At 62.1% G+C, this 12,267-nt stretch carries 8 protein-coding genes; 4 read left to right on the top strand and 4 right to left on the bottom strand.

Going from position 1 to position 12,267, the window contains the following annotated elements; genetic code table 11:
* The first annotated feature begins 289 nt into the window (after positions 1-289).
* From gltB to E0E00_RS15440, 4 genes are all read left to right on the top strand, one after another.
* A complete protein-coding gene (gene gltB, locus E0E00_RS11125) occupies positions 290-4,909 on the top strand; it encodes a glutamate synthase large subunit (RefSeq protein ID WP_130812563.1) in 4,620 nt (1,539 codons plus the stop codon).
* Positions 4,910-4,913: 4 nt separating this feature from the next.
* A complete protein-coding gene (locus tag E0E00_RS11120) occupies positions 4,914-6,386 on the top strand; it encodes a glutamate synthase subunit beta (protein ID WP_130812562.1) in 1,473 nt (490 codons plus the stop codon).
* 104 nt (positions 6,387-6,490) lie between these two features.
* Positions 6,491-6,823, top strand: coding sequence for a hypothetical protein (locus E0E00_RS11115; RefSeq protein WP_130812561.1), 333 nt, complete (start codon positions 6,491-6,493; stop codon positions 6,821-6,823).
* A gap of 291 nt (positions 6,824-7,114) precedes the next feature.
* On the top strand, positions 7,115-7,345 hold the full coding sequence (locus E0E00_RS15440; RefSeq protein ID WP_371683396.1) for an ATP-binding protein: 231 nt from the start codon (positions 7,115-7,117) through the stop codon (positions 7,343-7,345).
* A 380-nt stretch (positions 7,346-7,725) separates the two neighbouring features.
* Here E0E00_RS15440 and E0E00_RS11110 read toward each other — a convergent pair whose 3' ends face one another.
* The 4 genes from E0E00_RS11110 to E0E00_RS11095 form a co-directional block, all read right to left on the bottom strand.
* Positions 7,726-8,499 carry a ChbG/HpnK family deacetylase gene (locus E0E00_RS11110; protein WP_130812560.1) on the bottom strand — a complete coding sequence of 258 codons (774 nt, stop codon included), beginning with the start codon at positions 8,497-8,499 and terminating at the stop codon, positions 7,726-7,728.
* A 39-nt stretch (positions 8,500-8,538) separates the two neighbouring features.
* Positions 8,539-10,002, bottom strand: a complete 1,464-nt coding sequence (locus tag E0E00_RS11105; protein ID WP_130812559.1) for a PTS transporter subunit EIIC — start codon at positions 10,000-10,002, stop codon at positions 8,539-8,541.
* A 288-nt stretch (positions 10,003-10,290) separates the two neighbouring features.
* Entirely contained in the window at positions 10,291-11,133 is an 843-nt protein-coding gene (locus tag E0E00_RS11100) for a PRD domain-containing protein (protein ID WP_130812558.1), read from the bottom strand.
* A 57-nt stretch (positions 11,134-11,190) separates the two neighbouring features.
* Positions 11,191-12,111, bottom strand: a complete 921-nt coding sequence (locus E0E00_RS11095) for a zinc dependent phospholipase C family protein (protein ID WP_130812557.1) — start codon at positions 12,109-12,111, stop codon at positions 11,191-11,193.
* Positions 12,112-12,267 lie beyond the last annotated feature (156 nt).

The raw sequence follows: 12,267 nt of genomic DNA, 5'->3' as shown, positions 1-12,267 counted from the left end.
TCCCGCCAGCCGCGACTCCCCGGCTGTCAGGAATGCATCATCCTGCGTACGCACGAGCGAGACTTTCTGCCAGTGAGACAGGGGGGACTGTCCCCTTGTCTCATCCACTCACCTGCCCATTTTTCGAGTGCGTTTCGGGTGTGTGTATGTTGGGAAGCAACCTGTCCGAGTTTTTCTTGATGAAACACACCCAGCATAGACTGCCATCGGTACGTAGGGCTCCCGCGGGAAGGTGACGGGCGCCTCGCATGGTACGCCCGCATGCGCGGGTGCTTAGAGAGGGGAATACATGGCATCCAACCAGGTGGCCAAGGACACCAGCGCCGGTCAGGGCCTGTACCGGGAGGAGTTCGAGCACGACGCCTGCGGCATTGGCGCGATTGCTCACCTCAAGGGCCAGAAGTCGCACCAGTTGCTCGATGACGCCCTCACGCTGCTCGTTAACCTCGAGCATCGAGGCGGCAAGGGCTTGGAGAGAAATACCGGTGATGGCGCTGGCATCCTGTTCCAGACTCCGCACCGCTTCTTCCGCAAGGAGGCCCAGAAGTACGGACACCTCCTTCCGGATGAGGGCGAGTATGGCGTGGCCATGGTCTTCTTTCCACAAGACGCAGAGGGTGCCCAGGTGGCGCGTCGCGTCTTCGAGGAGGGCTGTGCCGAGCAGGGCGTGCCCCTGCTCTTCTGGCGTGAGGTGCCCATCGACCAGCATGACCTGGGCGATACGGCACTTGCCTGCATGCCCACCATCTATCAGGCCTTCCTTGGCCGTCCGGCGGATGTCCCCGCGGGTGACGAGTTCGAGCGCAAGCTCTACGTGTGCCGCCGCACCATCGAGAAGGCCGCGAGTGCCCACCATGCGCTCGAGGGCAAGATCTTCTACGTGTGCTCCATGAGCTCGCGTACCATCGTGTACAAGGGCATGCTCGTCGCCACCCAGATGCGTAACTTCTATCTGGACCTGAACGACGCCGCGGCAGAGTCCGCGCTTGCCCTCGTGCACTCCCGCTACTCCACCAACACTACCCCCAGCTGGGAGCGCGCGCACCCCAACCGCTACATCGTCCACAACGGCGAGATCAACACCCTGCGCGGCAACGTCAACTGGATTCGTGCCCGTGAGTCCGAGTTCTACTCGCCCGTGCTTGGTGCGGACCTCGGCCGCGTGATGCCCGTCATCAATCGTGAGGGCTCCGACTCCGCCATCCTGGACAACGTCCTCGAGTTCCTCACCATGAACGGCAGGCCCCTCTCGCGCGCCGTCACGATGCTGCTTCCCGAGCCGTGGGACAAGAACAAGCAGCTCTCCGACGAGCGTCGTGCCTACGACTGCTACCAGTCCATGCTCACCGAGAGCTGGGACGGTCCCGCTGCCATCGCCTTCTCCGACGGCTGCATTACCGGCGCTGCACTCGACAGGAACGGCCTGCGCCCGGCACGCTACTACGTCACGCACGACGCCCGCCTGATCCTTGCCTCCGAGGCAGGCGCCCTGGCGGTCGAGCCCGACGAGATTCTGCAGACGGGCTCGCTTGGCCCCGGACAGATGTTCGTGGTTGACCCCTCGCAGGGGCGCATCATCTGGGACGACGAGATCAAAGCACGCTTTGCCTCGCAGAAGCCCTTCCGCGACTGGATTGATGAGGAGACCCTCTCGGTGGGTGACCTTGCCAAGGGCGAGAAGAGCCCTTTTGAGGACATTGACGCCGAGGTGCCGCTCACGCAGCGTCTCGCCCGTCACGGCTACCACTTCGACGACGTCGAGGAAGCCGTGCGTCCCATGGCCAACACCGGCAAGCCGCCTTTGGCCTCGATGGGCTCCGACGTCCCTCTCGCCGTGCTCTCTGCCCGTCCGCGTTCCTTCTTTGACTACTTCAACCAGCTCTTCGCGCAGGTCACGAACCCGCCCATCGATGCGCTCCGTGAGAGCTTCGTGACGTCTTCTGTGCTCTACCTGGGCAACCACGGCAACATGCTCGAGGACTCCCGCAAGAACTGCCAGCTGCTCCGTTTGGACGACCCCATCCTTACCAGGGACGAGTTCGAGCGCATCGCCACGCTCGACCGCCAGGGCTTCCACGCCGCGTGCTTCTCGGCGACGTATCCGCGTGAGGTGGGGGAGGGCGCGCTCAAGCTTGCGCTCGAGTCGCTGTGCAAGGATGTCGAGAAGGCCGTGCGCTCCGGTGTCAATGTGGTGGTCATCTCTGACCGCGCGGGCGAGGGCCAGGTGCCCATTCCGTCCCTGCTCTCGGTCTCGGCTGTCCACAACCACATGATTCGCAGCAGCATCCGCATGAAGGCCGATCTTGTGGTCGAGTGCGGTGACGCAATCACCCCGCACGACTATGCCACGCTCGTGGGCTACTCCGCCTCGGGCATCTATCCCTACATGGCGCATGAGTGCATCCGCGCCCTCGCGGAGCACGGCTCCCTAGACGTGAGCGCCGAGGAGGGCGTCTCCAACTACGATTGCGCGGTCAACGCCGGCATCGTCTCGATCATGTCCAAGATGGGCATCTCCACGATGCAGGGCTACCACTCTGCGCAGATCTTCGAGGTTATTGGCTTTGACCAGGGCTTTGTTGACCGCTGCTTCACGGGTACCGTCTCGCGTGTGGGAGGCCTTGACGAGGACGGCGTCGAGCGCGAGTGCAACGAACGCTATGACGAGGCGCTGGCGCTGCTCAAGACGCCCGCTCCCACGCAGCTTGCCAGTTCGGGCATCACCAAATGGCGTCCGCTTGGCGGTGAGGAGCACATCATCACGCCGCAGGTCATCTATCTCCTGCACCGTGCCCTGCGCGAGAACAGCCCCGAGCTCTTCTCGGAATACTCGAAGGCGCTGCACCCCGAGGGACGCACCATCATGTTGCGCGACCTTCTCGAGTTCGTGCCACTGGCCTCTGGTCCTGTGCCCTTGGACGAGGTCGAGAGCGCAGACTCCATCGTGAAGCGCTTCGAGACCAGCGCCATGAGCTTTGGCGCCATCTCCGATGAGGCGCACCGTGCGCTTGCCATCGCGATGAACCGCATTGGCGCAAAGTCCAACACGGGCGAGGGCGGCGAGAGTCCCGACCGCGAGGCCGCGCTTGCCAACGGTGACTCCGCAAACTCCAAGGTCAAGCAGGTTGCCTCCGCACGCTTTGGCGTGACAAGCCGATACCTTGTCTCCGGCGAGGAGATCCAGATCAAGATGGCCCAGGGCGCCAAGCCCGGCGAGGGCGGGCACCTGCCCGGCACCAAGGTCTGGCCGTGGATTGCCAAGGTGCGCCACTCCACGCCTGGCGTGGGCCTTGTCTCGCCACCGCCGCACCATGACATCTACTCCATCGAGGACCTGGCCGAGCTCATCTTCGACCTCAAGAATGCCAACCCCAAGGCAAAGGTCTCGGTCAAGCTCGTCTCCGAGGCAGGCGTGGGCACCATTGCCACTGGCGTCGCCAAGGGCGGTGCGGACAAGATCTTGGTCTCGAGCGCCAACGGCGGCACCGGCGCCGCTCCGCGCGACTCCATCTACCACACGGGCCTGCCGCTCGAGCTTGGGCTTGCCGAGACCCAGCAGACGCTGCTGAGAAACGGCCTGCGCTCTCGCGTGGAGCTCGAGGCCGACGGCAAGCTCATGGATGGCCGCGACGTGGCCGTGGCGGCACTTCTCGGTGCCGAGGTCTTTGACTTTGGCACGGTTGTCCTGCTCGCGCTTGGCTGCCTCATGCAGCGCGACTGCCACACCGACACCTGCCCCATGGGCATCGCCACGCAGAACTGCGAGCTTCGCAACCGCTTCCACGGCAAGCCCGAGCACGTGGTCAACTTCATGTATCTCGTGGCCGAGGAGCTTCGCCACATCATGGCCGAGCTTGGCTTCCGCACGGTCCGGGACATGGTGGGGCACCCCGAGTGCCTGCGCCAGGTCAAGGTTCCGGGCAACTGGAAGGCAAACACCATCGACTTGTCGCCCGTCCTCGCAAGCGCGACCAACGAGTACGGCAAGAGCGTCCCCGGTGCTGCCGCCCGCCACTTCCTGCCCGAGATGGGGCCTGCCGACGGGCTCTCCAGCACCCTGGACTCGACGCTCTTCGTGCCCTACACCGAGACCGCGCGCCGCACGCTCGCCCCCGTGCACTTCCATGCCGACATTGCCAACGTGAACCGCTGCGTTGGCACCATGCTGGGCTCGGAGGTCACCCGTGCGCACCCGGAGGGGCTGCCGGAGGGCTCCATCACCATCGACTGCGAGGGCTCCGGTGGCCAGAGCTTTGGCGCCTTCCTGCCCGCCGGCATCACGATTAACATCTCCGGCGATGCCAATGACTACTTTGGCAAGGGGCTCTCCGGCGGCGTGCTCACCGTTGCACCCTCATCTGGCGCCACGTACAAGTTCGATGAGAACGTCTCCATTGGCAACGTCGCCTTCTACGGTGCCACGACCGGCAAGGGCTTCATCAACGGCCTGGCGGGCCAGCGCTTTGGCGTGCGCAACTCCGGTGCCACCATCGTCTGCGAGGGTGTGGGCAACCACGGCTGCGAGTACATGACGGGTGGAGTGGCACTGATCCTTGGCGAGGTTGGCATCAACTTTGCCGCGGGCATGAGCGGTGGCATGGCCTTCGTCTACGACGAGTACGGAACGCTTCCCAGCCGCTGCAACACCGACATGGTAGGGCTCAAGCGCCCCACCGAGCGCGACTTCCAGTCCATCCGCGCCCTCATCGAGGAGCATGCGAGAAGGACCAAGAGCCCGCGCGGCATCAAGATGCTCTACATGTTCGATGACATCAAGGACAAGTTCGTGAAGGTCATCCCGCACGAGTACGAGGTTGCACTCGAGCTCACCGAGGCCGCTGAGGCCGCGGGAAAGACCCACAACGAGGCGGTCGAGGTCGCCTTCGAGACCATGAGGAACGGGAGGTAGTGCCATGGGCAAGGTCGGAGCGTACATCGGCCTCGGGAGGGTCACCCACGGCGAGAGGACCGCGGCCGAGACGATAAGGGACTTCGACGAGTTTGCGGTGCCGCTGGACGAGAAGGACCAGCGCTCGCAGGCAAGCCGCTGCATGTACTGCGGCGTGGCGTTCTGCCAGACGGGCTTCCCGTTTGGCAAGGCGAGAAGCTCGGGTTGCCCGCTGCACAACCTGATTCCAGAGTGGAATGACCTCATGTGGCGAGGCCTGTGGACCGACGCCGCTGAGCGCCTTGCGCTCACGAACCCGCTTCCCGAGTTCACAAGTCGCGTGTGCCCGGCTCTGTGCGAGGCGGCGTGCAACCTGGGTCTTGAGGACGACCCCACCACCATCAAGGACGACGAGCGCGCCATCTCTGATCACGAGTGGGCCGCCGGCGGCCCTGCGCCGCTTGCGCCTGCCACCGAGGGTGCGCCCCGCGTTGCCGTGGTTGGGTCTGGGCCCGCTGGCCTTGCGGCCGCGTGGGAGCTGGCGCGTCGCGGTGCCCGCGTGACGCTCCTCGAGCGTCACGACCGTGCAGGCGGCCTGCTCATGTATGGCATCCCCAACATGAAGCTCCCCAAGGAGGTTGTCGGGCGCAGGCTTGACCTCATGGAGAAGAGCGGCATCGAGATTCGCTGCGGCGTGGACGCCACGTCGCCCGAGGTCGCGGCTGAGCTTGCGGGCTTCGATGCCGTGGTGGTCGCTGCCGGTGCCGCCCAGGCACGCGGCCTGCGCGTGCCCGGTGCCGAGAACCCCAGCGTGGCCTTTGCCGTGGACTATCTCATGGCACAAACCAAGGCCCTGCTCGACGGCCATGCAGACACGCCTGCGGTGAGCGCTGCCGGCAAAGACGTGGTGGTCATCGGTGGCGGCGACACCGGCACCGACTGCGTGGCCACGGCGTTGCGCCAGCACGCCAAGAGCGTCCGCCAGCTGGAGTTCCTGCCGGCCCCTCCCGAGGTGCGTGTGGCTTCCAACCAGTGGCCCGAGTGGCCCAACACCAAGAAGACCGACTACGGCCAGGTCGAGGCCAAGCTCGTGCAGGGAGAAGACCCGCGTTCCTGGGCCACCAACACCCTCGAGGTGCTTGAGGACGATAGGGGCGGCATCCGTGGCCTTCGCGTGGTCTCTCTCGACTGGTCGCATGGCAAGCCCGAGCCCATCGAGGGCACGGAGCGCGAGGTTCCCGCACAGCTGGTCCTTCTCGCCATGGGCTTCACGGGTCCCGAGGCCTCGGTCTACGACGCGCTTGGCGTCGCGACCGAGGAGCTGCGCGGTGGCGTGAGGCCCAAGCTCGTCTCCGCGGGCTCTCATCGCACCGTGAGCGATGGCAAGGTGCCGGTCTTTGCTGCTGGTGACGCACGCTCCGGATCGTCGCTTGTGGTCACGGCCATCTCTGACGGCCTTGCCTGCGCCAGCGAGCTTGCTGCCGAGCTGGGGCTCTAGGGCGTGTCTCTCGGCCGGCTCCGAAAAAGGGCCGGCCGAGCGCTTGCGGGCACCTTTTGCGCGCCCGCCTCTACCATGTCTCGTTCCCGATTGGAGGAAAGGCAATGTCGCACGCCTCGTCCGCACCACTCAGGATGACCGAGATGCGAGAAAGGTATCTCTGGCTCAAGAGGGGAGGAGCCCGGCATGCCGAAGTCGCGGCTGGCCGGGATGGCCTTCTCTGGCCCGCGCAGAAGACGCCGGACGAGCCCGACAAGCTCCTCTGGATGGAGGATGGCGTCGAGAAGGGCTCGCCCGAGCTCGATGAGCCCACGGGGACATGGCTCGAGGAGCCATCCGAATGGACGAGGCCCACGGGTACGGGTGGAGCCTCTGGTAGTGACGATGCGGAAGGGGGGCAGACGCCGCTAGACGAGCTGATTTGGCTCCAGACATAGCAATTGGGATTGTTGTGCCTCAGCGTCGACGACAAGACCCATGAGGTGCAGGGCATCCCCGACGAGCAGGCCTGTCTTTCTGAATAGGCAGGGAGTTCAAAGGCAATCTGGCTGGGCAGATAGAGCAGGCCTTCAACTGGGTAAAGGCAAAGCTCAATCTTGGGGCAGACCTCAGCGAGCCTGTCAGAAGAGATGTGTATGAACCGCCGCTCTGGCCTATCCGTGAGGTCATCACGAATGCTGTGCTGCACAGGAACTATCTCAGTTCTGGCAATGTGCAGGTAGCGCTCTATGATGACAGGCTCGAGATCTCATCTCCTGGCAGCCTGCCAAGGAGGCCTTACACTCAAGCAGGCCCTAGGCGGACGCTCCGAGTGCCGGAACAAGGCATTGGCACAGGCATTCCGGTATATGAAGCTCATTGAAGGCTGGGGTAGCGGTCCCCACGCGTCATCAGCGATACGGTTGCATACGATCTCAGAGCGCCAGAATTCATCGATATGGGCAATACGATTAGGGTGAACTTCTGTCGTCCTACCGCAGATGAATTCGAGGCCATTTTGCGCGGTGATGATGTCATTATCACTGATAGGCCGCCGATAGACCGCCGATAGCCGCCGATAGAATGAACGTGATGCTTGCACTATTCGATGAGAATAAAGAAATTAGCGCTTCTATGGTTGCTAGAGCTCTTGGTCTTAGTGCCCGACGAGCCCGAGAGATACTTCAGCAGCTGACAGATGCTGAAGTGCTGATGAAGCATAGCGACAGACGCTATGCACGCTATACGCTTGCGCCAGGGCGGAAGCAGGAATCTGATTGATGTGCTGGAGTGGCATGAGGAAGGCGGTCCTGTCCAATGACAGGACCGCCTTCCCTTCTCACTGTGTTGGTATCAGTCTCTATGCGATATCCCGATAGTCGATGAGCTCAAGATCTTGCTGCGCTTCGAGCCAGGCCCTGAGATCGGGGTCGATGAGGGCATCGACCTCCTTTGTGCGGTTCACGGTGAGGGAGGAGTGGCCGAGGATATAGGCATCGAGGTATCCCGGATGGAATACCATGACGTCTGTCTCGCCGTCCTTCATGCCCTCCACAGTGCGGCGGATGAAGTCAGTGGGATGGTATTCCTCGAACGGGAGCATGTCCTCGCAGAGCATGCGGACCTCGGTCGCGCCGCAGAGCACATGGTTCTCAGGGTCGAAGGAGGCCTTCTGCTCCCTCAAGTGGTGCCTTGCCGCGACATCCGAGATGGCCCGGCTTAGCGTCTTCGACATGACCGCGTGCGCCTCGAAGTAGTCGGGCTCGCGCCCGACAATCTCGACGAAGCGGTCGTGCTGTGCCTCGATCTCGCGCATGGCATCGTCGTAGTCGACGAAGTCGATGCCCTCCTTGAAGCCCTGGCGGAAGGTCCCGCTGCTCTTGAGCTGGCCATTCTCGTCCACGAGGCTCGGAATTGTCGCAGGGTCGGCACAGGGCGTGCCGAGGCAGACGTTCGTGTGCTGGCCGATCGCGATGTCTTCTCCCTTGAGCCAGGAGAGTCCGCGCTCAGCTTCCGGCATGTTAGGCATGAGTCCTACCGAACAGATGAGGCCTTCCTTCACGGCACGTACGAGGCCAAGGTTCACGGCGTAGCTGTATCCCAGATCGTCAGCTCTCAGAAGCAGGCGCTTCATGCTCCATCATCCCTTCTTCGCTGTCTCGCTGATTCCATCTTATGCCTTGAGTGCTGCCTTCTTGGCAGCAGCTGCATCAGCAGCCTGCCTGTCGGCTTCAAGCTGCTCTTTGGTGAAGCCGAAGAAATACGTGACTGCAGCGGTTACGACAACCGCAACGAGCATCGAGATGACGGCGCCTATGACATTCCAGGTGCCACCAGCAACAAAGCCTAGGAGCGAAATAATGCTGGCGTTGCTGACGACATATACCTTGAGACCGAACAGTGCTGCTACGAGGCCTCCTGCCGCACCTCCTGCGATGAGGCCGATGAAGGGGCGCATGTATTTCATGCCGCAGCCATAGAGAACAGGTTCAGTGACGCCGCCGACCACCGCAGAGACGAAGAAGCCAAGATTCTCTGCCTTATCGTCAGGATCCTTCAGGCGCAGGAAGGCACCAAGTGCCATGCCATAGCAAGCGAAGGATGCCATGGAACCTGCAATCATGATGCAAGCATCGGGCGTTCCGGTTGCCATGTTTGCCAGCGCAAGAGCAATAAGGACCTGGTGCATGCCAGTCATAACGAGAAACTCCCAGAGAGCTGCAACAACTACCAGAGCGATGATGGTCGGAAGGCCGCCCAGGCTGCCCAGACCAAACAGGGAGTTGCCGAGCAGTGTGCCGAGAACAGAGCCGATGGGTGCGAGGATGCACAGAGACACCGGAACCATGACAAACATCGTAAGGAACGGAACGAACATCGTAGAAAGCATGTCGGGGATGACACGCTTGAAGAACTTCTCGACCTGCCACATCACGGGAACGCACAGAATGATTGGCAGAACAGTTGAGCTGTAGTTATTTACTATGGCAGGCAGGCCATAAACCGTTGTCGTAGCAGCACCGGAGCTCACTGTGGTCATCATCTCGGGAGCGATGAGGACTCCTCCCAACATCATGCCTAGAACCGGGCTGGCGCCCAATGTCTTTGCTGCGGACCAGCCAAGAACAACGGGCATGAAGTAGAAGCCAGCATCATACAGCCAGTTGTAGAAAAGGTTATAGATGTCAGAGTTTGCGGCCCAGAGATTCAGCATTGACGGACCGAAAACGGCAGCAATGGTACGGAAAAGAGCGGCTACCATCATCAGAGGAATCAGCTGCACCATCGATTTGCTGAGATAGTTGAGGATTGCTTTGCCAACACGCTTGGCATTCCAAGGCTCCTTCGGTGCATCGGCATCGAGGTTCTCGTCGATAGAGCCACCCGCCGAGACGCCGAGCTTCACGATCGCATCATAGACCTTCGGCACGTTCTGCCCGATGATGACTTGATACTGGCCGCCCGACCACTGGCAGCCAAGCACCCCCTTGATTGCCTTGACCTTCTCGTCGTCGGGAACCGACTCGTCCTTCAGGTTGATCCTCAGTCTTGTCATGCAGTGCGCGATGCTCGTGACGTTGTCCTTGCCGCCGATTGCGTCGAGGACCTCTTTGGCGATCTGTTCGTTGTCAGCCATGTCTTCCCCCTCAGTGAGCTGGATGCAGGTCTCTGCTCTGGTGTCTCAGGAGAAGGCGCCTTCCTCCGGGCAGCTGGCTCGGGGAGTTATAGGCATGAAAAAGCCCCTCGAGCCATACCAGAGCAGCAGGGCACACAGAAAGCCTGTGCGTCCCAGCCTTGGTAATGCCTCGTGGAGCCAAGTCCAGTGCGTAGCACCCAATGCAGGGCTGAGAATAGGACAGAGAGGCTGAAGATGCTGGACCGCAGAGCGTGAACGGTATGATTTCTGCCGCAAACGGCAGTTTGGCTAGGCTTTCTCTGCTGTCTCCCGCTCGAAGACGCGATTCACATGGAGGATCAGGTAGACCCGCTCCTCCTCGTCGAGTCTCTTGTCCAGGCTCTTCTCCAGGAAATTCGCCACGGCATTTCCTGTGGCTGCTATCTCTGGATAGCGTTCCTCGAGCTCGGGCAGAAGGATTGCCGCGCCGGAAGAGATCCGCTCGCCTGAGAGGAGCCTGCCGATGAGGTAGCGCATGTGGGTCGCAAAGCGGGCGTAGTCGAAGGAATCGCGCCCGACTGAGACGTGGAGCCTCTGCTCAACGATCTTCGTGCTGCCTTCGATCAGGCACTCCGTCGTCTTCTGGCGCCTTGTGTCGCGTGCGCTTGCAGAGATGGCGCTGTTCACGATCGAGAGGGCGATGCCGACCGCTTCCGTACGGGGAGGGCGCACATCAAATGTGCGCTCGATGCCGTGAACTGCCATCTCGCCGAGACGGTATTCGGCAGGGTAGCTCTGCTGCACGTCGAAGGCGAGCGGCATCTCGACGATCATATGCTCACGAGCGCGCTTGATTGCAAAGGAGATGTGGTCTGCAAGCGTGACCGGGAGGTTCGGCGAGAGCTCGTAGGAGAGGCTCGTTCGGGCAAGGTCTGCGAGCTGGGCTGCGAACTCGAGCACGTCTTCGGGAAGCTCGCTTACAAGCCCCAGGTACTTGGGATCGACGCCATAGAACGTGCGCGTGATGTCGGAGAGCGAGACTTCGCGCGGGACGGCTCCAAAGCCGATGCCGGTGCCGAGAGCGATGAGCTCGCGTCCCTTGCCATCCTCGCAGATGGCGGCGTTGTTGTTGATACTCTTGATGACGCGCATGGAGCTCCCCGGCTGGCGCAGATAGACAGCTGTATTGTAGGCAGAAAGAGCTACATATCAGAAGGGTCGCCCGTCGTAGTTGATGCCGCCCACAAGCTGGTCGAAGCGCTTCATATCCCCGCGCACAAACGCCTCTGCCATCTGCGGATACGTCGAGAGCGCCTCCTCGAAGAGGTCGGCAAAGCCCTTGTGGCTCTTCTCGCTTGTGAAGGGGTTGACCCACTCGCGCCGCTCGAGGTTGGCGGAGGCGCACTCGTCCGACTCGGTCACGCGGTGGGCGAAGGCCTCGGCCATGGAGTGGGGGCGCGCCAGGCGCTCAACGGTGCCGATGAGCCTCGTCTTGGAAGAGCCTGCCGGCTCGATCCTGCGATAGACCCACTGGTAGTTGGCCACGGAGGCGCCGTATTCCTCGGGGCCAACGTTGAGCCCAAACACGGCAAACGCCACCTGCGAGAAGATTGTTCCGCCCACGCGCTCGATGCGTGCGGTGCGCATGAGGTCCGAGGCGGGGGCGTGCTCCAAGACGGTGACGTGGCGCTTCTCCCAGAGGGTCCAGGAGTCGATGTCGCTCTCGATGATTGCGTGCATCTCCTGAGACGCATCAGAGAGGCCGGGCTGCTCGAGCAGGGCATACTGCTGCGCGTAGATAAGCGGGTGTGCCGTGCGGTCCAACACGTAGTGGCCAAGAAGCCCCAGCGTAAACGCCTTGCCAATGCCCTCGTCCTCAACGGGGAGGCGCCCCACTGAAGACCGAATGTCGGCAAATGCCTCTGCGATGTGGCCGTTGTGCATGTCGTGCGCAAGGTGGTGACACGCCTCGACACGGGCTGGGATGGTGGAGAAGCGCACGAAGAAGGGGTCGGGACCTTCGTTTCCCAGAAGGAAGGCGAGAAGTTCCTCCTCGCCGTCAATGAGACCCTCGGGTAGGCGTCGCGCGGCGTCCTCGCCAAAGATGTGGTGCGTTATCAGGGCGGGCATGTTCGAACTCCTTGGATATATGGTGCTCGGGCCAAGGCATTGGTCCAGCGACAGATGCAAATCAAGCCTTTAGGATAATCTAACTTGTGTATTTTGGGGAGTGCGGCGAGCGGTGCCCTGCGTTGGGATTGCTTAGGTAGCATTGAGGGCTCGTTT

The sequence above is a fragment of the Olsenella sp. Marseille-P4559 genome, from assembly GCF_900605015.1.
GTDB lineage: Bacteria > Actinomycetota > Coriobacteriia > Coriobacteriales > Atopobiaceae > Tractidigestivibacter.
The sequence above is the reverse complement of the archived record's forward strand: the minus strand, read 5'-3'. Positions and strand labels throughout refer to the sequence as shown.